The sequence below is a fragment of the Vagococcus sp. QWL-13 genome, from assembly GCF_058683555.1.
Genome location: NZ_CM178746.1, coordinates 1,629,341 through 1,655,673 on the forward strand (window position 1 = coordinate 1,629,341; position 26,333 = coordinate 1,655,673).

Genomic DNA, 26,333 nt, shown 5'->3' on the forward strand with positions numbered 1-26,333 from the left:
ATTTTCAATAGTTCTTATTATACCTTATTTTATTTGGAACAACAGGAGTTCTCTGCTTTTTTTCTCAATTAAATGCAATCTTTTATACTCTTTTTCCAAAAAATCTGTCATTTGATAATTCATTGGATTTTAGCAATTTGTTCTCAAAAATTCCGCCTTTTTCCCCAAAACAAAAAAAGACTTTCCACTAGTTTAACGGCTCTATAATTTATGGGACTGATGAATCAAAAATTGATTCATCAATCCCATTTTTTTGTATTAAATAAAAAAACATATAGTTCTTCTGGTACTATTAAAGCCTCTAACCTAAACAGTAAGGAGAACTATATGCTATGACACATGATATCAAAAAATTACTAAGAATTATAGACCCTGATCTAACTATTTTAGCTGTTTCTAAAGAAGTGTATCAAGACAGGCAAACATTGATTATTGAAGCTGATTATTTACCCGCTCCTAAAGTTTGCCAAGTATGCGGTTCAAGTCCTATGGACCATGAGGGGAAGCATAGGGTCGTTAAAAATGGGACTAAATCTTCTATGATTCGGTTGGAGGACTATCATCATATGCCCACCGTGATGAAGTTAAAAAAGCAGAAGTATTTTTGTCGCAATTGTCACTCATACACCACCGCTAGTCCTTACTTTGTTAAAGAAAATTGTTTTATTTCAGAGCACATCAAGTTTAAAATTTTAGATCTTTTAAAGGAGAAAATCTCGTATACCCTCATTGCCAAACTCTGTCATGTGTCTATCACGACAGTGATCAGACTTCTTCGAAGTCTAGAAGCCTACGTGCCTAACAGCCAAGTAAAAGCTGCTTTACCCACTGTCCTAATGGTTGATGAATTCCGGTCTCATGCGACGCGGGAAGATAAGATGACGTTTATTTGTGCCGATGGTGACTCTGGGAAACTTGTGGATATTTTACCGAGTCGACAACACAACAAGTTAGAAAAGCACTTTAACCGTTATCCTCAAGAAGCATTAAATCAAGTAGACTTTCTCGTCACAGACATGAATGCGGCTTATTTTAAGCTAACGAAAACCTGTTTCAAACAAGCTAAAATCGTCATTGATCGTTTTCATATTGTTAAACATATCAATACTGCGTTTAATGACTTCAGAGTGAAGGAAGTCAAGCGATTAAGGAAACAAGGGCACCTCTATGAAGCCCAAAAAATCAAAACTAACTGGAAATTACTATTAAAGGATTATCAAAACATTGATTGGACCAATTATCGTAGTTGGCGAAGCTTTAGATCTCCTAAATATCCTCTCCTCACGGAGGGAATGGTGATTGACCGACTGCTCTCTTACTCGCAAAGGCTTCACGATACCTATCACTGTTTTCACAACCTGTTGAACGCCTTTAGGAGCAAAGATGTCGCCTTATTTTTCAAACACTTGGAAGACTTGCCGGAACATCTTGATAAAGAGTTTAAACAGAAAGTACAAAATCTATTAAAGTATGAAGTAGGCATCACTAATGCTCTTATTTACCCGTATTCCAATGGCAAATTGGAAGCCAAGAATACCCATATTAAAACACTAAAGCGAGTGTCCTACGGCTTTAAATCATTTCGTAACATGAGAATCAGAATTTTTATGATGAATGGTTTAATACAAATAAAATAACGGAAAAAAGAACCAAGCAGGAGTGTTCACTTCTACTTAGTTCCAAACTAATTTTTACTCATCAGTCCTATTTGACAAAGAGCCAGTTTAACTCCCAGTCAAAATCAGATGGAAAATCTTTTTAAATCATTCGGAAAAAATCAACTGATTCATTTTTCTTAAAAATGACGACTCAGCAGTCCGTCTATCCAGAAAATCGTCTGTTTCGTCAAATCAAAATGAATCAAACGACTGTCTTGCTTTTTGATTGCTTCTTCCATATGGCAAGCTTCATAATATAAGGCATCCTTACTTTTCCCTGCCGTTATGGTCTCTTTTCTGCCGTCAGCTTTAACTAAAGTAGCTTCATCTGCCCGCGGGTATTCATAAATTTCAATATAGCCCTCATCCCCGGCAATCAGTGCCCGTTTAGGAAGTTTAGAACGGAAACTCAGTGTTGATGCGGCTAAAATATTTTTGTCTGTCACCATGCCGATATTCCATCGCTCATCCACACCTGTCTTAGAATAAGGGATTTGAACTTCCTTAATTTCTGCTACTTTTCCCTCGATAAAGAAACTTAAAAAGGACATTGCATAAATCCCTATGTCAAGCATGGCACCCCCGCCCTTTTCTTTTGAAAAGAAACGATTGGTGGGGTCGTCTTCTTTTAAGCTCCCAAAATCTGCCTGCACAGACTGGAGCTTTCCGATGGCCCCTGCGGCTATCATCTCCTTTAATTTTTCCATTAAGGGCATGTGATAGATGGTCATTGCTTCGGCTAAAATCAACTGTCGCTCAGCCGCAATTTTTTCCAATGCCAGCAGTTCATCGTAGTCATGCCAAATCGCCTTCTCACACAAAACATGCTTGCCATTTTCAAGACTTTGTTTGATCAACTGGAAATGCTGACTATTAATTGAAGCAATGTAGACCACATCAATCACCTGATCTGAGAGTAAGGCATCGTAAGACGGATAGGCTTGCGTGATGTCGTGTTTTTCGGCAAATTTTATTGCCCTTGCTTCATCTCGTGCTGCAACCCCATAAATCTTTTTCCCATTTTCACTTAAATTTTTAGCAAAGGCTTCTGCAATCGCTCCTAAGCCGATGACACCCCAGTTTAACACTTCGCCCATGTTTCCTTCTCCTCTTTCCATTTTTTTCTATGATAAAACAAACCACATAAAAAGCTTGAAAGATAGTCTCTCAAGCTCTGATTTCAATTAAAAGGCATCCGTCAACGGCGGGACTACTTGTTTCTTACGAGAAACTACCCCCGGCAGCAATGCTGTATTACTTTCCAATGTCACGTTAAAGGCTTGTTCGACTTTTTCTTTTGGCTCTCCCGCAATCAAAGCAACCGAATTGCTGTTTAAGATGTCAGTGATAATCAAGACAAATAAATCATAATTATTTTGATTGTTTTGTTCAATCATTGCCTCTTCCAAAGCAGACTGGCGCAATAGGACTTCGTCAACATCCACTGTATTAACTTGACCAATCCGAACGACCTTCTCTCCCATATTGAAACTTTTGGCATCCATATCCAACAATTCTTTTTCCGTTTTAGTAGAGAGATTTGTTCCTGCCTTTAGCATCTCCAAACCATACGTTTCCATATCAATGCCAGCGATTTCTGCCAAAATCCCGGCAACTTTTTTATCCTCTTCCGTGGAAGTAGGTGATTTAAACAAAAGCGTATCGGAAATGATCGCAGACAACATCAACCCCGCAATTTTTTTAGGGATGTCGATCTGATGTTCTTTAAAAATTTTATAAATAATCGTGTTAGTACAACCAACAGGCTCAGCACGATAATAAAGCGGATTAGCTGTTTCAAAGTTGGCGATACGGTGATGGTCTACCACGGCCAACACTTCTACTTCCTTGATGTCTGCAACGCTTTGCTGTGCTTCGTTATGATCCACCAGCATCACCCGGTCAGTTTCGTTTTTTGCAGTTTTGATGACTCTTAATGGAGCTGTTCCAAATTCGTTCAAGGCAAACGCAGTTTCTTCATTCATTTCTCCCAATGCAACAGCCTCTGCCTCTACACCAAGCTGATTTTGCAGATAGGCAAATGATATTGCTGAAGCGATCGTATCCGTATCAGGATTTTGGTGACCGAAAACTAATACTTTTGACATTTAATTCCCTCCAAATATAATTTCAAAGTCTATTAAATTATAACACAGAAAAAAGAAGGATAGAAATAGTATCTAGCGACAAATATTATTTGCTGGATTTTCACATCCCGGTAAACTTCAATTTCTATTGCAGAAAGCTGCAACGATTAATACAAAAACTGCATGAATCAGAATGTCATAAACGTAAACACTGATCCATGCAGTTTTTTATTTTAAAAGCATATAACTGCCAATTGGATTAAGCAGTTTTCTCTTGCTTATTTTTTTCTTTATAGCCTTGATAGTCGTCTACATGCAGCAATTTCTTTGCATTTTCAACTCGTTCTTGGGTTGGCGCATCAATGCCTTCCAATGGATAATCAATCCCCAATTCTTTCCATTTATAGATACCCATTCGATGGTAAGGCAATACTTCAACCTTATCCACATTGCTCAATGTTTTAATAAATTCGTCCAAACGGATAAGATAGTGGTCGTAGTCCGTTCTTTCAGGAACTAAGACGTGACGAATCCAAACCGGCTGACCAATGTCTGATAAAAATTTTGCCATCTCAAGAATATTGTCATTTGTATGTTGTGTTAATTCACGATGTCCTTCCGGGTCGATATGTTTGATATCAAACAAAATCAGATCCGTATACTCAAGCACTTCTTGAAATTTGTTGAAAAAAGACTTCCGTTTGGTGAATGGTTTTCCACAAGTATCAATAGTTGTATGGATCCCTTCTTTTTTGGCTTTCTTAAACAAGTCCAGAATAAAATCAAGTTGCAGCAAAGGTTCTCCCCCGCTGACTGTGATCCCGCCATCTTTGCCCCAGTAGCTTTTAAATTTTAAAGCCTCTTCAATAATTTCATCTGCTGTTACTTGCCTGCCAGCCTTCAAGTCCCATGTGTCAGGATTATGACAAAATTGACAACGCATTTGGCACCCTTGGGTAAAAACAACAAAACGAACGCCCGGTCCGTCCACTGTTCCAAAATTTTCGGTAGAATGAATTCTTCCCATTACTGATTGACTCATTATGTATTCCCCTTTTCTCATCGTTTCAATCTTTCTTTGAAGAACAGCACAGCACCCAACAGATAAAATGTTTTTTCATAAATAATACTGAGACAAGGGGCACTTGTCTCAGCATTTTACTATTAATTAAAGTCTGTCATGTGAAGTTCTTGAAATAACGTCCGCTTGTTGTTCTGGGGTCAAATCACGGAATTTAACCGCGTAACCAGAAACACGAATAGTTAAGTTAGGATACTTCTCAGGATGTGCTTGTGCATCTAACAATAGCTCATTGGTAAAGACGTTCACATTGATATGGTATCCGCCTTTATCGAAGTAACCATCCAACACATTACGCAAGTTGTCGATTCTCATCTCATCATCTTTACCCAAACCATTTGGATTGATTGTCTGAGTATTTGAGATACCGTCCAATGCGCAAGTATACTCAAGACGTGCAGTAGAGTTAAGGGATGCAAGCAAACCGTTTTTCTCACCTAAGAATTTACCATCTTGATAACTTGGGTTAGCTCCTGGAGCTAAAGGTTTTCCAGCACGACGTCCGTCTGGTGTGTTCCCTGTTGCTTTACCATAAACCACGTTAGAAGTGATTGTCAACAATGAAGTTGTTGGTGTAGCGTCTCTGTATGTATGTTGACGTTTGATTTGACCCATGAAGTATTCAAGGATCCAGTTAGCCATTGCATCAGCTTCCTCACTGTCGTTTCCGTAAGTTGGAAATTCGCTTTGAGGAATGTAGTCAACAGCCAAGCCGTCTTCGTCGCGAACAACTTTTACATTGCCGTGTTTGATTGCCATCACACTGTCGGCAGCATGAGAGATACCTGCAATCCCTGTTGCAAATGTACGTCTCAAATCAGTATTCATAAATGCCAACTGTGGTGCTTCGTAAGAATATTTATCGTGCATGTAGTGGATAACATTTAGTGTATTGACATACAACTCTGCCAACCAGTCCATGATATCTTTGAATTTGTCCATAAACTCATCAAAATCAAGAGTATCTCCCACCATTGGACGGAATTTAGGCCCAACTTGTGCCTTAGTTTTCTCATCTACCCCGCCGTTGATAGCGTATAGGACAGCCTTAGCCAAGTTCGCACGGGCTCCGAAGAACTGCATGTCCTCACCCATAACAGTAGCTGATACACAACAAGCGATAGCTGAATCATCAGATTTCCAGTTTTCTCTCAATAGATCATCATTTTCAAATTGAATAGATGAGCTTTCTTTCGCAATTTTCGCTGAGAATGTTCTGAAACCTTCTGGTAATTTTGATGAATACAACACAGTCAAGTTTGGTTCAGGAGACGGTCCCATGTTAGTTAACGTATGCAAGATACGGAAGTCATTCTTCGTAACCAAGGATTTACCATCCATTCCCATACCAGCGATTGACAATGTTGCCCAAATCGGATAACCAGAAAACAGTTGGTTATACTCAGGAGTACGGGCAAATTTAACCATACGCAATTTCATGATCAAATGATCAATCATTTCTTGTGCTTCAAACTCAGTGATGATGCCATTATCAAGATCACGCTGAATGTAGATATCCAAGAAAGCTGAAATACGTCCGATAGACATTGCAGCGCCGTTTTGTGATTTGATTGCAGCCAAGTAGCCGAAGTATAGCCACTGGATTGCTTCTCTTGCGTTTGATGCTGGAACAGAAATATCAAAACCATAAGATGCAGCCATTTCTTTGATTTGACCAAGTGCACGGATTTGCTCTGAAATCTCTTCTCTCAAACGGATAACATCTTCAGTCATTTGATGTCCGCCGGCAGTACTTAAATCTTTTCTCTTTTCTTCAATCAAACGGTCGATACCATATAGAGCTAAGCGGCGGTAATCTCCGATGATTCGGCCTCGTCCGTAAGCATCAGGTAAACCAGTGATGATTTTATTTTTACGAGCAGCTCTCATCTCAGGTGTGTAAACATCAAAAACACCTTGGTTGTGAGTCTTTCTCCAGTCAGTAAAGACATGAGTCATCTCGTCATCAACTTCATAGCCATTTGAACGCAACGCGTTATTTGCCATGTTGATACCGCCAAAAGGCATGAATGCTTGTTTCAATGGAACGTCAGTTTGTAAACCAACAATTGTTTCTTCATCTTTAATCAAGTAGCCAGGTGCATGTGACGTAATCGTTGCAGGAATATTATTATCCATGTCATAGACGCCATTTTGCTGATGTTGAACCTCAAACAATTCTTGTAGTTTTGTCCATAGTTTATCAGTGCTTGGTGCAATCGGCTCCAAGAAACTATCGTCGCCACGATATTCAGTGTAGTTTTTTTGAATAAAATCTCTTACGTTAATGGTATGATCCCATTTGCCACCTTTAAATCCATCCCAGTATCCCATAAAATTGGACCTCCTCTAAGTCTTTGCAATTGAATTGCAACAGCTTTATAAACACAGTATAACACAAGATAAAAAAATCACAAGACTTTTGCTCGAAAAAAGATGAAATATTTTAAAATTATTTTAAACGCTATAATGAACGCTGTAATATCAACGTTTTATCGCTTGAGACATTGTTTGCAAACTTATAAAAAGTAAATGAAAGTTTTAATTAAAGAACTGATTCTGTTATAAAACAGCTTTCTTAATTGTTATAGTTGTTATACTGTTTCAGGATATCTGTTTAAAGTTACAATTAGAAATACCAATTATCAGTAACATTTTAGTCAGCTTTAATGTATAATTAACAATCATTCAACTGGATGGAAGGGGGAATTGTAATGAAGTTGCTAAAATTAGCAACGAATCGAATCGTGTTAGTCATAGTTCTGCTTCTGCTGCAATTAATTGCACTTTTTGTGATTGTCATGAGATTTCAGGAATATTTTGTTTATTTCTATGCTACCTATATCTTGATTTCGACCGCGGCTATCTTAGATATCATCAATAGCAGGAAAAATCCGGCATATAAAATTGCCTGGCTCATCCCTGTGATGATTTTGCCCTATTTTGGTGTTTTTATTTATATGATTTTTGGGCATCTCTATGTTAGACGGAGTTTTAGATCAAAAATGGCACGGATCGAGAAAAAAGAAATCGAGGCAATCAAAAAAACTATTCCCTCCATCGATATTGAGAATAAATTCAATGACGATGATGCTAAGATACAATCCACCTACTTAAAAAACTTTGGTATTCTGCCCTTAGTAGAAAACAGCTCCAGTAAATATCTTCCTTTAGGCGAAGATATGTTCGAAGAAATGAAAAAAGAACTGCGAAAAGCTGAAAAATATATTTTTATGGAATATTTTATTGTTGAAAAAGGTAAAATGTGGGATGAGATATTAGAAATCTTGGAAGAGAAAGCTGCTGCCGGTGTGGATGTCCGCTTCATGTACGATGATTTCGGCTGCCTGTTTAAATTACCCCAAGGCTACGATAAGCAATTAGAAAAGAAAGGAATCAAAGCCTGTGTGTTCAATCCGATTGTTCCCGTCCTTTCTTCTATTTTTAATAATCGCAATCACCGGAAAATAACGGTAATCGACGGTAAGGTGGCATTTACCGGCGGGGCAAATCTGGCTGACGAATATATCAATGAAGTGGAACGTTTCGGACATTGGAAAGACACAGCGATTGTGATGTACGGTGATGTGGCATGGGGATTCACTCTGATGTTTTTATCGCTTTGGGATTTTGTCCGCGGCGAAGAAAAAGATTTTACGTCTTATTTTCCTGAAAAAAAATACGAAATTGAAAATGCTTCAGGTTTTTATCAGCCTTTTTCTGACACGCCTTTCGATGACGAGTCTGTCAGTAATACAGTTTATTTAAACCTTATCAACCGGGCTAAACACTATATCTACATCACTACACCCTATTTGGTGATTGACAACACCCTAATGGAGGCCTTATGTGCGGCGGCCAAAGCCGATGTGGATGTCCGGATTCAGACGCCTCATATCCCTGACAAATGGTACGTCCACTCTGTGACCCGTTCCAACTATGATCAGCTGGTAGAAGCCGGTGTCCGTATTTTCGAATATACTCCTGGATTCATCCATTCTAAAACTTTTGTGGTAGACGATCTCTATGCAGTGGTGGGAACTATTAATTTGGATTACCGAAGCCTATATCTGCATTTAGAATGCGGTGTCTGGATGTATAAAACTGAATCTGTTCAGCAAGTTCTTGATGATTTTATCGAAGTACAAAAAGTTTGCAAAGAAATCACTCTTGAGGACATACAAAAGGTGGGATGGTGGCGCCATCTTGCACGGGCTGTTCTTAACATGCTCGCACCATTGATGTAGAGGTGTTATTAGCTCGCTATCATCACAAGCTCGTTGAAATTCATTCGAAAAAATCAGTTGCTCCGTATGAATTTTTAGATCAAAGTAAAATATTTTAAAAATTTAAAATCCCACGAAATCAATGGTTCAAAAATGATTTCGTGGGATTTTTTCTATTTTGAAACTCTCAGGTCATTTTTTTTTCTCCTTTTCAAACCTTCTCTGTGCCTGTGCTGCCTATAAAAGCTGACCTTTCATGAAAGCCGGCAGGCCAGTTTGATTAAACAAAGACACCTAAAAACTATCAAAATAAATTTGTTAGAAACTTCAACAACACTCCTATTATGGTGAAATCAACATCTCCGAAAACCACTGTGCCAGTCCCATTACTTACATAAGCAATAAATATAGAAGAAAAAAAAGTCATCAAGAAGCCATTTACCAATGCTCCAAGAATCGCACCACGTCGTCCTCCTGTACTATTGCCATAAGTTGCCGAAACTCCGCCTATAAAGAAATGTTGAAGCATACCCGGAATAATAACTGGTAAGTTGGTAAACATTAATAGTACCATGCCGATGATCCCAGCACCAAGACTGACAAGGAAACCTAAAATCATTGAATTAGGCGAGTATTTCATCATAAACGGTGCATCTAAACCAGGAATGGCACCTTCAATAAGTTTTTCTGCTATCCCTCGAAAAGCCGGTATTATTTCAGAAATTCCCATGTTGATGCCAACCAATACGATTTGAACTCCAGCAGAAAAGATGATTCCTTGCATAAATGCGAAAAACAAATAACTCTGCCCATTGCTTAGGTTTGATTCAACGAAATCAGATCCTGAGAAGAGACTCACTATGAAAAAAAGCAGGCTCATTGTAAGAGACATAGAAACCGCCGAATCTTGCAAGAATCCAAGTCCTTTGGGAACTTTTAAATCTTCAGTTGATTTTTCCGGATTGCCGAACCATTCGCCAAGTTTTCCAGCCAAAAAATAGGTAATGCTGCCTGTGTTTGCAATAGCTAAACTTTCTTCCCCAGTAATTTTTTTAGTGTATTTGTGCAGGAGTGCAGGTGAGAAACTCATATACAAACCCAATAAGACCGCACCAAGAAATAAGGCTAAAATCATATGAAAACCACTTAAAATCATTGCCAGCATCCCTGACATATACAATGCCAAATGCCCTGACAAATATATGAATTTGAAATGAGTGAACTTTGCAATCACCAAATTTATTATCATACCCATGATGAAAATAAATGGTGCTAAAGTATACTTCTCGGTTAATATGGCCCCAAATGCGTCAGAATTGATTACTACGGCACGCAAGTGAAATGCCTGCATAAACATAGCGCTGAAATTATTCAAGGACTCAGCAACAATTCCAGCGCCTAAATCTAACAATGTAAAACCCAAAATAGTTTTTAACACACCTGAGACGATTTCTGTCAAAGATTTTTTTAAAAGAACAGACCCCAGTAATACAAAAAAGCTGATTAATATTGCTGGTGTGGATAAAATATCATTGATAAAAACGTCTATCATCTAAATTCTCCTATCTAAAATTCTAATTTGTTCAGCATTTTTAATGTCCTAAATTAAAAAAATTCACGAAATTTTCTCCCAAAAACCACATGATTTATTTCAGATATTAGGAAATTAAAAAGTCAAAAAAATTATATCATTTTTTCACTTTCCTAATAATATTCTCCTCCATTCTGCTCATAATTGACATTATTTTGACAATATTAACATGCTAATACTTGAACCTCACTTTAAGCCACGCACTAAACACTAACAAATCGAGAAATTTTTATCTGCACAATCAGTCTAGTATCACAATTACGTGATTTGCTAATATGATCATTTAGTATTACGGTAAATATGCTTTTCGTACATTATAAGGGTCTCTGATATTCAAAAGTTCCCTGACTAAAAAAAAAAAGACTTAAAATTGACGAATTATTTGAAAACGAAAAAAAGTCCATGAAAAAGATAAATTTAAAATCCCACGAAATCAATGGTTCAAAAATGATTTCATGGGATTTTTTCTATTTTGAAACTTTCAGGTCATTTTTTTTGCCCCTTTTCAGACCTTCTCTGTGCCTGTGATATTGATTTCAGACAGCTTTTTGTCCACTTCAATTATAAAGTTCTTCCGGTCTGTTAAATTATTTACCACATCTGTTTTATCCATCTCTACAATCAAGACTTCTGATGCTTTGTAACAATTCATCACCCAAGCATCGTAGCCTTCCCACAAAGCATAGTAATAATCGGTCAGTCCCTCATCTTGTTCGAAGTCTCTGCCCCGCTCTTCTATTCGTGCCTTTACAGTCTCGAAAGATCCTTGCAAATATATCATCAGGTCGGGAGATTTCTTTGGCAATTCGTTTAGTTCTTCCATCATGTTATCCAAAAGTTTTTCGTAAATGGAAAATTCTAGTTCGGATATCTTACCTAATTCCTTATTCACTTTTGCAAAGTACCAGTCTTCATAAATCGATCGATCTAAAATAGAATGTTTACTGACAGAAGCTCTTTTGATATCTTTGAAACGTCGCTGTAAAAAATCTAATTGCAGTAAAAAAGGGTATCTTTTTGCTTCCAGTTCTTTTTCACTGGCAGTATAGAACAAAGGTAAAATCTCATTATCCCTCACATCTTCATAAAAAACTTCTGAGTGAAAATGGTCTCCTAATATTTTTGCGACACTAGTTTTACCAAGTCCAATCATTCCGCCTACGACAATCATTCACTTCAACTCCTCTCCCACATTAAAAAAAATAATATTGCCTGTTCATTTCTAGAAATGGTTTATTTTAAATGATAAACAAACAGCTCTTCCCCGTCCACTATTTCTCCGGTATTAATAAAACCAAATTTTTCATAAATATATTTCCCTTTAAGATTGGCTGGAGTGGTGCTCAGATAAATTTTCGCACAAACAAATCTCCCCGCCATTTCCTTGACGATTATTTTTAGCGCCTCTTGTCCATAACCCTTCCCTTGAAAATTTTGATCCAGCATCAAACGGCACATGTCATAGACATCATCTGCTGCATTATAGCCATACATGGTAAAACCGATAAGTTCTTCTCCATCAGCAATCCCTTTAACAATCCAATGACCTTCATTACTGTAAACTGATTCAGCGATAGAAAAAGCATTTGGAGCAACATAATCTGCTCCTTGTTTTCCCGGATTCAATAAACAAATCTTCAACCAGTTATCCTTAGTCACATCTATTAATTTTATTCTCCCCATTTTAACTTTCTTCCTCCTGCTGATTCCAAATATATAAAGCAAATATTGATACTACGACCAATGATTTCAGTCTACTTTAAAAAGTTTATAAATGAAAGACAAAAAAGAACGATGTTTCCAAAACACCGCCCTTTAGCAACTCTTAAACAAAACTATTCATTGCCGGTGCTTCTACCGACAGAAATTAACTGCTGACACTTAATTTTTTTTCATAATAGTTTACCGCCCTGCTCAATGTAAAAGTGATTACAAAATAAATCAGTGATACGATGGCGATGGGCAAGAAAGGTTTGAAGCTGGCCCCTTGCACCACCCCAGCTTGAAACATCAGCTCAGTTACACCAATAACAGAAACGATTGATGACTCTTTAACAATTGTTACCAGCTCATTTCCAAATGCAGGTAAAATATTTTTAACCGCTTGGGGTAAAATAATCAAACGCATCACCTGTGTCTGGTTCATACCAAGAGATGACGAGGCCTCCCATTGCCCCACGTCTATGGATTGAATTCCTGCCCGAATGATTTCAGCAACGTAGGCGGCACTGTTTAATCCCAACGCCACGATACTGGCATTGAATGCACTAAGTTCGGCACCTAAGACAGTGGAACCAAAAAAGATGATGAAGACTTGTGCCATAAGAGGCGTTCCTCTGACAAACTCGATATAGATAGTCGACAGCCATTTAAGCCACTGCTGTTTTGACAATTTCATCAAAGCTAAAATTGTTCCCAACACGATACCCGGAATTACAGACAAGACAGCTAAAAACATGGTGGTCAAAGTACCTTTTATAAAATATGAATAATATTTTTTAACGAAACTCTCATCTTTGAACATCAGTTGATTGGCTTCTTTTTGCCACCCCGGCAAAAGGTTTTTGTCTTTGATCTCTTTGATTGATTCGTTGATTTTAGCCTCTAGAATTGGCGCATTTTTTGAAATAGCAATGGCTGTTTCTTTCTTGCCGTCTGCAAATGCCACATCTGTAACAAATAAGTTTTTATCTTGTGAGGCATAAGCTTCGGCTACCACGCTCTCCAAAACTGCTGCGTCAACTTTTTTATTTTGTAAATTCAACACCACGTCAGCCCCTTTAGGCAAGGAGACTAACTGACTGCCTAGCAATTCTTTATCGGCTAAAGCTTCTTGTGTTGATTGTTTTTGAACACCTACTTTAGCACCGTCAAAATCATTGACTGTCAAAAATTTATCCGCATTTTCTTTTCTGATAATCACTTTCTGCTCAACTTCCATATAAGAATCAGAAAAATTGACTTCCTGCAGCCGTTCCGGTGTTGGGGACATCCCTGAAATGATTGCATCGATTTTCCCGGTTTTCAAAGCTCCTAAAAGAGAATCAAAATTCATCTCAGTGATTTTTAACTTCACACCTAAATCGTCTGCAATTTTATTGGCGATGGAAATATCGAAACCAACGATTGTATCCTTGCCATCAACGGTGGCGTGAAATTCATAGGGAGCATATCCGGCAGACAACCCGATAACTAACTCCCCACTTTCCATTACCTTGTCATAAACCGGGTCTTCCTCTTCTGCGAAAACCTTGCTAGGCATGCTACACACACTCAACAGGATGAGCGGTACTAACCAAAGAATAATTTTTTTCATTTCACTTCCTCCATTGTCTTCTGTATTCGTCTATTTTAAATCATTCCAACTCTTGCCATGCCTTGGCAATCATTTTTTCAACTTCTGAACTGCTAGTGCCTCCGTAGGAAGTTCGACGATTCATGGCATTTTTTGAATCTAAAAATTGATAGATTTCTTCGGAAATACTTGGTTCGATTTTCTGATAAGTTGCCAAGTCGATATCTTGAAGATAAATACCTTTTTGAATACAGGATAAAACGAGCTTGCCGACAATTTCATGAGCTTGTCTAAAGGGAATACCTTTTGTTGCCAAATAATCAGCTAGTTCCGTAGCATTGGAAAAGTCTTGATTGGTACTTTCGTACATTTTTTCTTTATTGACCGTCATTGTCTCTAGCATGCCTTTCATTGCTTTCAAACTTAACGTCAATGTAGCTACCGTATCGAACATCCCTTCTTTATCTTCCTGCAAATCTTTATTGTAAGCTAAAGGCAAACCTTTCAAAACCGTCAACAGACCGAACAAGTTGGCATAAACTCTGCCTGTCTTGCCGCGGATTAATTCAGCATAGTCCGGATTTTTCTTCTGGGGCATAATCGAGCTTCCTGTGGAATATTGATCGGAAAGTTCGATAAACTGAAATTCATGTGAGGTCCAAAGAATAATCTCCTCACAAAGACGTGAAAGATGCATCATTAAAATCGATGCGTTGCTCAAAAATTCTAAAATAAAATCACGGTCGCTGACACCATCCAGGCTATTATCATAGACGGAACCAAATCCAAGCAGTTCCGCTGTGTAGTCTCGGTCAATCGGAAAAGTTGTTCCTGCCAGTGCAGCACATCCCAAAGGTGAAATATCGATTCTTTTGATACTTTCCGATAGTCTTTCTTTATCTCGACTAAACATTTGATAATAAGCCAGCAGATGGTGACCAAAAGAAATCGGCTGCGCATGTTGCAAATGAGTGTAACCGGGCATCAAAGTGTCTGTGTTTTCTTCCGCTTTTGCTACCAATGTCTTCTGCAGAAGATGTAACTCTGATAATAGAGACTGCACGGATTTTTTTAAATATAAATGCATGTCAGTCGCCACTTGATCGTTACGGCTTCTGGCTGTGTGTAATTTTCCAGCCACAGACCCGATTTTTTGATGCAGAGCTTGTTCGATATTCAAATGAATGTCTTCGTGTTCAGGCAGATAATCGAAATTATCGGCTTCAATGGCCTCCTTGATTTCTGTCAATCCTTTTACGATTAAGTTTTTATCCTCTTCAGTGATGATTTCACATTTCGCCAACATACTGACGTGGGCAAGACTTCCTTGCACATCTTCCAACGCCATTTGGTAGTCAAAACCAATGGAGGCTCCAAAATCATTCAACCATTCTTCCCCATGGGCTGTAAATCGACCCTGCCATAATTTCTTCATTTGATTTGCTCCTTTTTATAGACTCATTGCAGCTTTTTCTTTCAGACTGACTAAAAGTCATGATTCTGACAGCAGCGGGGAAATCAGCCAGTAAGCTGCTTTCCCCTTTCATGGAAGAAACTTCCCATTCATTTATTGCTGATATTAAATATTATTTTTTTTGCAGTGCTTGAACTTCTGCATTGACTTTGGATGGCAGTCCCCACAATTGGATAAAGCCGACCGCAGCATCTTGATCAAACGTATCCGCAGAAGTATAAGTAGCTAAGGCTTCGTCATAAAGACTGTTTGGTGATTTTCTGCCTTCTACAATCACATTGCCTTTAAATAATTTGACTCTCACAGTCCCATTGACATATTTTTGAGAAGATTTGATAAATGCAACCAACGCATCTTTGATTGGGTTGAACCATAAACCATCATAAATAATTTGAGACAGTTGTAATTCAATATAAGGTTTTGCGTGAGCTAATTCTTTAACTAGTGTCAAATCTTCCAACTCTTTATGAGCTTTCAGTAAAACTGTAGCTCCCGGACATTCATAAACTTCACGGGATTTGATTCCCACCAGTCTGTTCTCCACATGATCAATCCGTCCGATTCCGTGTTTGCCTGCTAAATCATTTAAAGATAAAATCAACTCAGACAGGAGCATTTTTTCGCCATTGATGGACATTGGTACACCTTCAACAAAGTCGATTTCAATAATATCTGCTGTGTCCGGTGTGGTTTCAAGACTTGCTGTCAGCTCGTAAGCATCTTCTGGCGGTGTGGCCCATGGGTTTTCTAAAATGCCGCATTCATTGGCACGTCCCCACAGATTTTGATCCACAGAATACGGACTGTCTAAATCGATAGGAATTGGAATTCCTTTTTCTTTGGCATACTCGATTTCTTCCTCACGGGACCACTTCCACTCCCGGATAGGGGCGATGACTTTCATCTTTGGATCCAAGGTTGCGATAGACACTTCGAAACGCACCTGATCGTTTCCTTTCCCAGTGCAACCGTGAGCGATGGTCGTGGCGCCCACTTCATGAGCCAGTTCTACTAATTTTTGGGAAATCAATGGACGGGACAATGCAGAAACCAAAGGATACTTCCCTTCATACATCGTATGTGCCTGCAAGGAAATCAAGGCATATTCCTGCGCGAATTCTTCTTTGGCATCGATTGTATAAGAAGCGCTGGCACCTACATCCAAAGCTTTTTGTTTAATCCCCGCTAAATCTTTTCCTTCACCTACATCTAAACAGCAAGCGATAACGTCAAATCCTTTATCTACTAAATATTGAACAGCTACAGAAGTATCCAATCCTCCCGAATAGGCCAATACTACTTTTTCTTTCATATTTATTCACTCCTAAATCGATTTTTATTTACTATAACAAATAATAATTTAATTATCAACACATTATTGCATATTAATTCATTATTTTTGAATTTTATCGCATTTATACATAATAAAATGAATATTCACTAAATCTAACCCGTAAAAACGCCTTAACAACCTTACAGTTTAGAAAGCTATGTTGAGATTAATAAACAATTGTAGTATAACTGATATATTAATAAGGAGGTTCGAAAAATGATTGAGGTAGTTGGATTAAAGAAAAATTATGGACAGACACAAGCACTAAAAGGGATAGACTTGACCATTCCAAACGGAAAAATTTTTGGCTTTCTTGGCCACAATGGTGCCGGAAAATCTACGATAATAAAAAGCCTTGTCAGTATCATTGAACCCACCGAGGGGAAAATTTTCTTTGATGGGGAAGAATTGAAAAATAACCGGCTGGCAATTAAAAAAAGTATCGGCTACGTCCCTGACACACCAGATATGTTTTTACAATTAACTGCTGATGAGTATTGGGATTTGGTGGCAGCTGCCTACGAAATACCAAAGGAAGTGCGCCAAAAAAGACAAAAAGAGCTGCTAGCCTTATTTGAAATGACCGGACAAGAGTTTGAAACCCTTGATGGTTTTTCTCACGGGATGCGCCAAAAAGCTATCGTCATCGGTGCCCTTTTATCTGACCCTGACATTTGGATATTAGATGAGCCATTGCAAGGACTGGACCCGCAAGCTGCCTTCGATTTAAAAGAATTGATGAAAAACCATGCGGAAAAAGGCAAAACTGTTATCTTTTCTACTCATATTTTATCTACCGCTGAACAACTCTGTGATGAGTTGGCAATCCTTAAAAAAGGTGAATTGATTTATAATGGTTCAGTAGCTGATTTATTAGCTTCTGAAGAAAATGAATCTCTGGAAAAAATATACCTGAAAATGACTGGCAAACACTCTAACGATGAATTGATCGAGGAGTTGGAGGAAACAGAAGATGAGTAAAAATCAGCTCTTGGCATTATTAAAAGTCAACTTTTTATATGTCAATCCTCAGTACACGACAAACTCAAGAAAAAAGAATAAAAATGGCAATCAAATCGTTAAAAATGTGGTAATCCAGTATTTATTTCTTTCTGTATTTTTTGTTTTTATCTATGGGTTGACCATGTTTGCGGTGGATTTCAGCCAATTTCCCGGGTTTTTTACCTATTATGTCGCCTTATTCAGCTTGATGAGTTTTTCCCAAATATTTACTTCAATTTTTAATATATTTTTTCAAAGTAAAGATTTGGCAAGTTATCAGCCGCTGCCATTTAACCTGAATCAGATTTTTATCGCGAAATTTGCAGTCGTTGCCTACACGTCTCTGCCATTTTTATTTCCCATACTGGCCCTTTTTCTTTTGGTCGGCTGGCAGTCTCAAGTTTTTATTTTGATCAATATTATTTTTTCATTGATTGTCTTTAGCGGATTATTTATATTGTTGTTTGAACTTTGTGTCATCTGTGTTTTTGGTATTACACGAAGCAATTTTTATAAAAATAATCAAAAAATCGTATCATCAATTTTGATGCTGATCCCAACAGTTTTAGTCGTAGTGGCTGTATTATTTTTAAATTTTGATACAAATACTTCGTCAACAGTTATGTCAGACCGGGGTATCATTCCAGTGATTTATCCATTTTACGTCGTTGTTACCCAGCCATTTTCATTTAACAGTCTCTTGATTTTAGCTGCTATCGTGCTCTTGATTGCCGGTTTGTACCGTCTTATCAGTCTTTGGATAGTACCAAGTCTTTACGATATCACAACTGTCAATCACAAAAAGAGAAACAATAAGGGGAAAAGGAAAGAACGTTCCTCTTTAAAAGAAGTATTGATCCATTATAATCGCGGTCTCATCAACGACCCCACATTGATTATGCAGTCCCTTTCCAGTACGATCATCATGCCGGTCGTCATGATAATTTCTGGTATCATTGGAGCACAAGGAGCATTTAATCTTTCAAACCTGAGCTTGGATTATGGGGGTGTGTTTTTTCTCACAGGTATCGTTTTTGCCTTAATGACCGTCAATGGCGCTTCATTTGTTGCCAATTTGATTTCGCTGGATAGAGAAAATTTTAATTTTATCCGCAGCTTGCCTCTTTCCATGAGGGCCTATCTGGCAAATAAATTTTGGTTTGGCTATATTATTCAAGTGGCATTGAACATTTTCGTCATAGTGTTAGTATTTCTTTTTTTGAAGCCGCCACTTTTATTAGCGGTGTGCACATTGTTAGGAAATATTATTGGAGCATTTTTTATCTGTCAGCATTATTTCTATCGCGATTTTCGCCTGTTGGAGTTACAATGGACAAATGTCTCACAATTGTTCTCCCGCGGCGGTGGAAACTTTGCACTGATGTTTTCTATGCTCGGATCAATATTCGGCGGGATTATTTTAATCGTTTTGTATGCCGTAGCGATTACTTTACTGAGCCAATTGGCTTTAGTAATCAATCTTGGCGTTCTAGCCGTCTTAGCACTGATCTTTCTTTTGCTTTTCATTTTCTATAAAAATAAATTTTGGCAAAGACTTAGTTAAATAAATAATCAAAAAAGTGTCAGATCTTCGTTCATCAACGAGTCTGACACTTTTTATTCATTCTACTTTACCGATAAATTTTTCTAATCTAAATCTTCGCCATTGGAAGCAATGACTTTTTTATACCAGTCAAATGATTTTTTCTTTGAACGTTTCAATGTTCCGTTTCCATCGTTATCCCGGTCAACGTAGATGAAACCGTAGCGTTTTTTCATCTCTCCCGTCCCGGCACTGACCAAATCAATACATCCCCACGTGGTATAGCCTAATAAATCTACCCCGTCGATTTCTACTGCTTCTTTCATTGCTTTGATATGGTCACGCAGATAATCGATTCGATAGTCGTCCTCCACATAACCATTTTCATCTGGCGTGTCCACAGCTCCCAAACCATTTTCCACGATAAAGAGCGGCTTCTGATAGCGGTCATAGAGCTGGTTCATGGTTGATCTCAAACCCAGAGGATCGATCTGCCATCCCCACTCTGAAGCTTTCAGATATGGATTTTCCAGTGAAGCAAAGATATTTCCTGCCACTGTTTTGTTCAACTCTGGATCTGTTGAAACAGTACGGGAAGAGTAATAAGAAAATGAAATAAAATCAACGGTATGTTCTTTCAATAGTTCAAGGTCACCATCAGCAATTTCCAGTTGAATCCCTTTTCTCTCCATTTCTTTTAACGCATAGCCCGGATAAGCCCCCCGTGATTGTACATCAATGAAGAAATAATTCTCCCGGTCCTTCTGAATAGCAGCAAAATAGTCTTCTGGATTACTGGTGTAAGGATAATAGTTCCCAGCTGCCAGCATACATCCCACTTGATTTTCAGGGTCCACTTCATGGGCGATTTTTGTTGCAATCGCACTTGCTACCAACTCATGATGGGCCGCTTGATACTTGATTTGCTCTTCATTTTCTCCTTCTTCAAAGTAAAGACCAGCTCCCATAAACGGTGCATGTAATATCATGTTGATTTCATTGAAGGTCAACCAGTATTTGACTAGACCTTTATAACGGTTGAAAAGTACACGACAAAGATTTTCATAAAAACCGATTAGTTTCCGATTTCTCCAAGCCCCGTATTCTTTTACCAAATGCATGGGACAATCAAAATGAGTGATGGTCACCAGTGGTTCGATACCGTACTTATGACATTCTTTAAATAAATCTTCATAGAAAGCAAGACCTTCTTCATTTGGTTCAGACTCATCCCCTTTTGGAAAAATCCGACTCCACGCAATCGAAAGACGGTAGGTTTTAAAACCCATTTCTCCAAATAAAGCAATGTCTTCCTTATAACGGTGATACATATCAATGGCACCTTTTGCCGGATAAAAATGCTCGTCATCGAAATCAAAATGTTTCATTTTCCCAGAAATAATTGGAAAACGGTCCTTCCCGATAGGCACGACATCAACATTTGCCAAACCACGTCCGCCTTGATCATATCCGCCTTCACACTGGTTGGCAGCAGTGGCACCACCCCACAAAAAATCTTTACGAAATCCCATTTGTTATTACCTCCCAAAATTCAAAAGCTTACTTTTATATGGATAGTACTGACTATATCGTAACATATATTTTCTGACTTTTCTTAAAAAAACAAGACAATTTACATCAATAGTGTCAACAAATCCTCCCCGGATTTTACATCGCTCTCACTTGTTTCGATGATATCAAGAAAATCATCTTTATTTGTAACGATTACTGGTGTTTGCGCACTATAGCCGGCTTCTTGGATTTTTTTGACATCAAACTCCACTAAAAGGTCTCCTTTTGATACACGGTCTCCCTGCGACACATGGGCTTCAAAGAATTCTCCGTTGAGCTGCACAGTATCCAACCCAATGTGAATCAAAACTTCCGCTCCCTCATCCGACACTAAACCAATCGCATGCTTTGTCGGAAATAAAGTCATCACAGTGCCGTCAAATGGTGCAACTGCTTTACCTTCTGCCGGGTCTATCCCTACTCCTAAACCTAAAGCCCCTGAAGAAAATGCCTCATCCTTGATTTGAGCCAAAGGAATAACTTTACCTGCGATTGGACTGCCGACAATGATTGGAGCTTTAACGAGAGAAGAGCTCTCTTCTTCGACTGCTGCCTCAGCTGTGTCATCCTTCCAGAAGAAGAAGGTCAGAACAAATGCTATAATCATTGAGATTCCAGCGGCAACTAATGATTTCCAAATTCCTGACGTATCATTTGTAGCTGGATTTACATAGTTGAAAACTCCAAAAATCCCCAGTCCGCCAACAGTATAAGCATTTAAATCAAACATCATCATGACGATACCACCGATACCTGCGGCAACCAGTGAAAAGTAAAATGGTTTCTTTCTTGGCAAAGTTATCCCATAGATAGCTGGTTCCGTAATACCGAAAAGACCGGAAATCATAGCTGGAATAGTCAAACTCTTAGTTGCCTTATCTTTTAATTTGAAGAACATGGCTAAAACAACAGCCGTTTGCGCAAAGGTGGTACCAAACATCGGTGTGAGGGCTTGTGAATAGCCGAATTGCTGCACTTGAATAAAGGACAGCGGAACCACACTCCAGTGCAAACCGAAAATAACCAAAACTTGCCACAATGTTCCCAAAACCGCACCGTACAAAATTGGAGAAAAATTAGCTACAGCTTCAAAACCAACTTGGAACAGATTTGTCAAAATCGTAATCACAGGCCCAATCACAAGAAATCCGACAGGGACAGAAATTAATAAGACAAAAAGCGGAATAAAGAAATTTTGAATCATCTCAGGGATGATTTTCTTTCCTAGCTTCTGAATTTGTGCAGCAAAAGCAACTACGAAAATAACTGGAACAACAGAGCCGACGTAGTTATTAGCAACCACTGGTATCACGCCAAACAGTTTCATATAGGCCGTTCCTTGAAAAATTCCGCTTCCTACTACAGCTGGGGTCGTCCCGGCTGCTTCAAAAAGTGCAGCAAGAGTATCCTTCTGAAGTGCCGGCATACAAAGAGCCATACCAATAGTCATACCGACAATTGGTGCCAACTTGAACTTTTTGGACGAAGTATATCCAATAACAATAGGCATAAAATAAAAAATTGCGTCTCCTACATTAAAAAGTAATTTGTAAAGGTCCCCTTCACCGTTCATCCATCCAAAGGCGACAAGTGCACTTAAAATCCCTTTCAACATCCCGCTGGCAGCCAACACTCCGAGAAACGGTTGGAAGGAACCGCTGATGATATCGATCAAACGGTCAAAGAAACTCATTTTTTCGTCTGTTTCTTCTGATCCGCCTTCCGATAATCCAGCCACAGCCATGACATCGTCAAAAACGTCTCCTACATGGTTGCCTATGACTACCTGATACTGACCGGCACTTTTCATGATAGTTACAACGCCTTCAGTATTTTTTAGAGTCTCATCATTTGCTTTGCTTTCATCCTTGAGTTTAAATCTTAAACGTGTGATACAGTGCGTCAAATTGTTGATGTTTTCTTTTCCGCCTACATTTTTGACAATCTCTTTTGCTAGTTTTTCATATTTTCCCATTTCTGTTCCTCCTAAATAATTGCATACGTTGATACAAATTCTCTAGCAGGTTTAGCCAACTTAATGTCACTATCCAAATTGTTTCCGCTGTACCTCTATCCTCCTTAGATTATTTTTAAACTAATTCACTTTGCCTGATGACCCGGTCGATATGAATCGTCAGATAAAGTAATTCATCTTTTGTAATCTCGTACTTGTACTGCTTGGCAATAAAGTCCGAAATAGTCAATGCACATTGGTAAGCATTGCGATACTTGAGCTGTATCATTTTTATCAAGTCCTCGTCTGTTTCATCTTTGTAATGAGTGTTGGAAACAAGACGATAGGCAAAAAACTTTAGATGCGTGATAAATCTGTAGTAGACCACAGATTCTTCCTGAAACTCTATGTGAAAATTGTATTTGATAATCGTAGTAATTTCTTGCATGATTTTAGTAATTTTTTCAGCATCATTAAAATTTGGGGCAAGTCCGCTGTTCAACAAATGCAAGGCAATAAAGCCAGCTTCATCTTCAGATAATTCCAAACCGATTTTATTTTTTATGATTTCCAGCGCTTGCAGACCTACATCGTATTCTTTTCTGAAAAACTTTTTTATATCCCAGATAAGGATGTTCGTGATTTCCACCCCATCTTTGACCCGTTTAACGGTCGAATAAATATGGTCGATCAAATTGGTATAAATATTCTCGCTGAAGGTATTATCCAGATGTCTAGTCGCAACGTCAACGATTTCATTCGCTATCTCAATATACTCGATGGGCACATCTCTCAATATTTCTTGAAACCGGTAAGAGGCAACCTCATCTTTCAGTACATAAGTCTTGTCGATCGAATTTTTTGGAACGAATTCACCAACCTTTTTTTTAAAAGCAATCCCTTTCCCCATGACAATGGTTTCCTGCCCGTCCGTATCATGAGTAACCACCACATTATTATTTAAAATCTTGTCAATTTTCACCTTTATCTTCTCCATTTCTCCTTAGAAAAAATAAATACCCAACCATGCGAAATAAACAGAAAAAGCAACCTTCCATTTGATTTCACACGATTGGGTTTAGCTTGCGAACTGCAATCACTATCCCGTGTATTCCTTTTCATAATAAATAGTAGCTCAAAAAAAGCTCTTTGTCAACCACATGTGCCCGTTGTTTTGCGAAAAATAAATTTAACTATTCAGCCTTACATACCAAATAATGGATGTATACTCATTTGCTTCAATACGCTGACAAAAGAGAATCTGCATACAAAACCGGCTCTTAAATCTAACGCATTCCTAAAATTACTTTCGTTAAAATGCTTATAATGACTGGTTATTGCAAAACTAAATTCGCTCTAAATTCTTCTATTCTGGTTTTTTATACATACTTGCATCCCAAGGAATGTTTGGATCATAATTATCAGGCGGGCGATGTTGCGGCGCAGTGATAAACCACCAAACGCCGAATTTATCAATAATTGTGGCAGCACATGGACTCCATGGTAATGGTCCAATCGATTCTTTGATGATTCCTCCCTCGCTTAAAATCCGGTATACTTTATGCACTTCTTCTTCGCTTGCCAATGTCACTCCTATCTGTACCGCTTGTTCCATAGCAACTTCATCTTGTGCTTCTACGACAGCGAATCCCCTGCCACCTTTTGATAGTTCAGAATGAAAGTAGCTTCCATCAGAATTTTTCACATGATAGCCGAGCTCCAAACCAAACGCTTCTTTGTACAGTTCGACAGCCTCCGCACTATTTTTGACAGAAATTCCAATATTAATTTCCATGGTATACCCTCCTAATCATGACAAAATTTCCTGCATTCATAGTATTCACCAACAACAAATCAATGCTAAAAACTTTAATACATTGAAAAATACGTTTATAAAACCGTATAAGATTCACCACAGGCTGTTTTTCATATTTGTGTGAAGGCTGTCACTTTATTAAAAAATAAGCTGCATACGAAAATATATCATATGTTCTTGCTTAATAATTACAGAAAAATCACTTTTCTTTTTCTTCATTCTCAGCAGAAACTGGCGGGCGGCACGGGATGATAAAATTCATTCCTAAAGCGATAAACATTCCGATGAAACTGTCAACAATTCTGCCAAACGCATAGCTGTAAGATTGATGACTGGGGATCATAAATAAAATTGTCAGCAGTGTAGCGCTGGCTCCCACTGTGCCTTCCGCATAGCCTAAAGCAGATAAAATAGCGATAATCAGCACGATAACCAAAGGAATCGAAATCAGCTGAACCAAATCCGTTTTACCAAAAACATCAAAAATAGCAATGACCAGCAAAGAAAAAATAGCCCCTAGTACATTGCCGACAACACGGTGTTTGCCAAATTTCAATGTATTTTCAACATCTTCCCTTAAAGTAAAAATAGCAGTAATCGATGAAACTACATAAGTCTCCCGCTGCAATAAAAGACTAATCAATATACAAATAAACACACTCAATCCTGTTTTAACCGTCCGCATCCCAATTTTCAAATTTACAATCTCCTTAAATCTTTCTAGTCTCCAAAGAATCAGCCGACCTTGCTGCACCGATTACTAGTCAGCTCTCCCAATAAAATAACCCTTACAATACCTACAAAATAAAAATAATTGCTGATAATTTGATGATACCATAAATCCCGGCAGATTTAATTAACAAATATAAAAAAGCAGGAAGCATTTTAAGCTTCCCACTTTTCTAATTACTTAACAATTTGCTGAATTTCATTTTATACTCATGAAACTTCTGATCTTCCTCTAGAAGGTAAGCAGGATTGCTGAGAATTTTTCTGCTAAAATCTATTTCTTGATCCACTTCGATTTGACCGGGTCTCTTGGACATGACGATAATCCGGGTCCCCAGCTTTAAAGCTTCCTCAATATCATGGGTTATCAGGAAAATGGTCTGACTGCTGTCGTGCCAGAGTTTACGAATCAGGGTCTGCATAGACGCTCTAGTGATAGCATCCAGAGCGCTAAAAGGTTCATCCATCAAAATCAATTCAGGCTCGTTGATAAGAGTCCTCGCAAAGGCTACTCGCTGCTTCATTCCCCCTGAAAGTTCAAATGTATGAGAATCGGCAAAATCAGTTAAACCAACCTTTTCGATATAAACTTGACTTTTCTTCCTGATAGCTTCTTTATCTTCTTTCCTGATTTTAGGACCATACTCAATATTTTGGCGAACAGTAAGCCAAGGATACAAAGTAGGAGACTGGAAAACCACTCCTCTGGTTACATCAGGAGCGACGATTTTTTTTCCGTGCATTTCACAACTTCCAGAACTGGGCATTAAATATCCTGCTAAAATCTTCAGCAGCGTACTTTTACCGCTACCAGAAGGTCCAATAACACAAATAAATTCATTTTCAGAGATATTCAGACTGATATTTTTCAATACTGGAAGATCTTCAGCTTGCTTTTTAAAATGATGGCTCACGTTTTTAACAGCGATTATTTGATTATGAGTTGTGTTTATCATTTTCGGCACTCCATTT

Annotated in this window: 20 protein-coding genes; 4 read left to right on the forward strand and 16 right to left on the reverse strand. The window is 38.2% G+C overall.

Annotated elements, in window-relative coordinates:
• Positions 1–332 precede the first annotated feature (332 nt).
• A complete protein-coding gene (locus tag AC4PHI_RS07600; RefSeq protein WP_492199316.1) occupies positions 333–1,637 on the forward strand; it encodes an ISL3 family transposase in 1,305 nt (434 codons plus the stop codon).
• 158 nt (positions 1,638–1,795) lie between these two features.
• Here the strand turns inward: AC4PHI_RS07600 and AC4PHI_RS07605 are convergent, their stop codons facing one another.
• The 4 genes from AC4PHI_RS07605 to pflB all read right to left on the reverse strand — a co-directional run bounded on the left by AC4PHI_RS07605 (position 1,796) and on the right by pflB (position 7,160).
• Positions 1,796–2,755, reverse strand: a complete 960-nt coding sequence (locus tag AC4PHI_RS07605; protein WP_492199317.1) for a Gfo/Idh/MocA family protein — start codon at positions 2,753–2,755, stop codon at positions 1,796–1,798.
• Positions 2,756–2,842: 87 nt separating this feature from the next.
• On the reverse strand, positions 2,843–3,766 hold the full coding sequence (locus AC4PHI_RS07610) for a manganese-dependent inorganic pyrophosphatase (RefSeq protein ID WP_492199318.1): 924 nt from the start codon (positions 3,764–3,766) through the stop codon (positions 2,843–2,845).
• A gap of 238 nt (positions 3,767–4,004) precedes the next feature.
• Entirely contained in the window at positions 4,005–4,787 is a 783-nt protein-coding gene (gene pflA, locus AC4PHI_RS07615) for a pyruvate formate-lyase-activating protein (protein ID WP_492199319.1), read from the reverse strand.
• Positions 4,788–4,913: 126 nt separating this feature from the next.
• Positions 4,914–7,160, reverse strand: coding sequence for a formate C-acetyltransferase (pflB, locus tag AC4PHI_RS07620; protein WP_492199320.1), 2,247 nt, complete (start codon positions 7,158–7,160; stop codon positions 4,914–4,916).
• Positions 7,161–7,540: 380 nt separating this feature from the next.
• On the opposite strand from pflB, the gene cls reads away from it, so the two are divergent.
• Positions 7,541–9,073, forward strand: a complete 1,533-nt coding sequence (gene cls / locus AC4PHI_RS07625) for a cardiolipin synthase (RefSeq protein WP_492199321.1) — start codon at positions 7,541–7,543, stop codon at positions 9,071–9,073.
• Between the two features lie 283 nt (positions 9,074–9,356).
• Here cls and ulaA read toward each other — a convergent pair whose 3' ends face one another.
• The 6 genes from ulaA to AC4PHI_RS07655 all read right to left on the reverse strand — a co-directional run bounded on the left by ulaA (position 9,357) and on the right by AC4PHI_RS07655 (position 16,724).
• Positions 9,357–10,604: a PTS ascorbate transporter subunit IIC gene (gene ulaA, locus AC4PHI_RS07630; RefSeq protein ID WP_492199322.1), complete on the reverse strand. Its 1,248-nt coding sequence runs from the start codon at positions 10,602–10,604 to the stop codon at positions 9,357–9,359.
• Positions 10,605–11,148: 544 nt separating this feature from the next.
• The gene (locus tag AC4PHI_RS07635) at positions 11,149–11,814 is read right to left on the reverse strand and encodes a deoxynucleoside kinase (RefSeq protein WP_492199323.1); all 666 of its coding nucleotides are present in this window, start codon (positions 11,812–11,814) and stop codon (positions 11,149–11,151) included.
• Between the two features lie 62 nt (positions 11,815–11,876).
• Positions 11,877–12,326, reverse strand: coding sequence for a GNAT family N-acetyltransferase (locus tag AC4PHI_RS07640; protein ID WP_492199324.1), 450 nt, complete (start codon positions 12,324–12,326; stop codon positions 11,877–11,879).
• 184 nt (positions 12,327–12,510) lie between these two features.
• Positions 12,511–13,959, reverse strand: coding sequence for an ABC transporter substrate-binding protein/permease (locus AC4PHI_RS07645; RefSeq protein ID WP_492199325.1), 1,449 nt, complete (start codon positions 13,957–13,959; stop codon positions 12,511–12,513).
• A 40-nt stretch (positions 13,960–13,999) separates the two neighbouring features.
• Positions 14,000–15,373, reverse strand: coding sequence for an argininosuccinate lyase (gene argH, locus AC4PHI_RS07650; RefSeq protein WP_492199326.1), 1,374 nt, complete (start codon positions 15,371–15,373; stop codon positions 14,000–14,002).
• A gap of 151 nt (positions 15,374–15,524) precedes the next feature.
• Complete coding sequence (locus AC4PHI_RS07655; RefSeq protein ID WP_492199327.1) at positions 15,525–16,724, reverse strand: argininosuccinate synthase; 1,200 nt, start codon at positions 16,722–16,724, stop codon at positions 15,525–15,527.
• A gap of 237 nt (positions 16,725–16,961) precedes the next feature.
• Between AC4PHI_RS07655 and AC4PHI_RS07660 the strand changes: the two genes are divergently transcribed.
• Positions 16,962–17,726 carry an ABC transporter ATP-binding protein gene (locus AC4PHI_RS07660; RefSeq protein ID WP_492199328.1) on the forward strand — a complete coding sequence of 255 codons (765 nt, stop codon included), beginning with the start codon at positions 16,962–16,964 and terminating at the stop codon, positions 17,724–17,726.
• The gene (locus AC4PHI_RS07665) at positions 17,719–19,311 is read left to right on the forward strand and encodes an ABC transporter (RefSeq protein ID WP_492199329.1); all 1,593 of its coding nucleotides are present in this window, start codon (positions 17,719–17,721) and stop codon (positions 19,309–19,311) included. The genes AC4PHI_RS07660 and AC4PHI_RS07665 overlap by 8 nt, the downstream gene beginning before the upstream one ends.
• 83 nt (positions 19,312–19,394) lie before the next feature.
• Here AC4PHI_RS07665 and AC4PHI_RS07670 read toward each other — a convergent pair whose 3' ends face one another.
• The 6 genes from AC4PHI_RS07670 to AC4PHI_RS07695 all read right to left on the reverse strand — a co-directional run bounded on the left by AC4PHI_RS07670 (position 19,395) and on the right by AC4PHI_RS07695 (position 26,317).
• Complete coding sequence (locus AC4PHI_RS07670) at positions 19,395–20,822, reverse strand: 6-phospho-beta-glucosidase (protein WP_492199330.1); 1,428 nt, start codon at positions 20,820–20,822, stop codon at positions 19,395–19,397.
• 101 nt (positions 20,823–20,923) lie between these two features.
• Positions 20,924–22,837 (reverse strand): beta-glucoside-specific PTS transporter subunit IIABC, encoded by a 1,914-nt coding sequence (locus tag AC4PHI_RS07675; protein ID WP_492199331.1) that lies wholly within the window; start codon positions 22,835–22,837, stop codon positions 20,924–20,926.
• A 115-nt stretch (positions 22,838–22,952) separates the two neighbouring features.
• The gene (gene licT / locus AC4PHI_RS07680; RefSeq protein ID WP_492199332.1) at positions 22,953–23,798 is read right to left on the reverse strand and encodes a BglG family transcription antiterminator LicT; all 846 of its coding nucleotides are present in this window, start codon (positions 23,796–23,798) and stop codon (positions 22,953–22,955) included.
• 384 nt (positions 23,799–24,182) lie between these two features.
• Positions 24,183–24,611 (reverse strand): VOC family protein, encoded by a 429-nt coding sequence (locus AC4PHI_RS07685; RefSeq protein ID WP_492199333.1) that lies wholly within the window; start codon positions 24,609–24,611, stop codon positions 24,183–24,185.
• A gap of 220 nt (positions 24,612–24,831) precedes the next feature.
• Positions 24,832–25,317, reverse strand: a complete 486-nt coding sequence (locus AC4PHI_RS07690) for an FUSC family protein (protein WP_492201561.1) — start codon at positions 25,315–25,317, stop codon at positions 24,832–24,834.
• A gap of 217 nt (positions 25,318–25,534) precedes the next feature.
• The gene (locus tag AC4PHI_RS07695) at positions 25,535–26,317 is read right to left on the reverse strand and encodes an ABC transporter ATP-binding protein (RefSeq protein WP_492199334.1); all 783 of its coding nucleotides are present in this window, start codon (positions 26,315–26,317) and stop codon (positions 25,535–25,537) included.
• Between the last annotated feature and the right edge of the window lie 16 nt (positions 26,318–26,333).